Annotated in this window: 1 protein-coding gene; it reads right to left on the bottom strand. The window is 49.5% G+C overall.

The features are described from left to right. The coding region (locus KW844_RS28930) for a hypothetical protein (protein WP_218380243.1) at window positions 1-291 on the bottom strand (291 nt) is incomplete at both ends.

Raw genomic sequence — 291 nt, forward strand, 5'->3', positions numbered from 1 at the left:
TGGTGATGATGGTGCCATTTACCATGCTGGTTACGGTCCAGGTCAGTTGTACCTGATCACCAGGTGTTACCGTGATGGTAGCTTTTGGATCATGGATATCACTTACCGTTGGAGCAGTATTAGCACCGGTGTACTGCACTGTCCAGGTACCGATCTGCTGAATGTTTCCAGTAGATACTACAGGGGTGGCATCCAGGGTGAAGGCAGTAGTTCTACCGCAATCTTCCTGATCTACACCCGCGTTGGCAGCCGGGTTAGCAGCGTAGTTATAAATAGTTACTACATCGGTAG

Origin of the sequence: Chitinophaga sp. sic0106 (assembly GCF_019219075.1) — a bacterium.
Lineage (GTDB): Bacteria > Bacteroidota > Bacteroidia > Chitinophagales > Chitinophagaceae > Chitinophaga.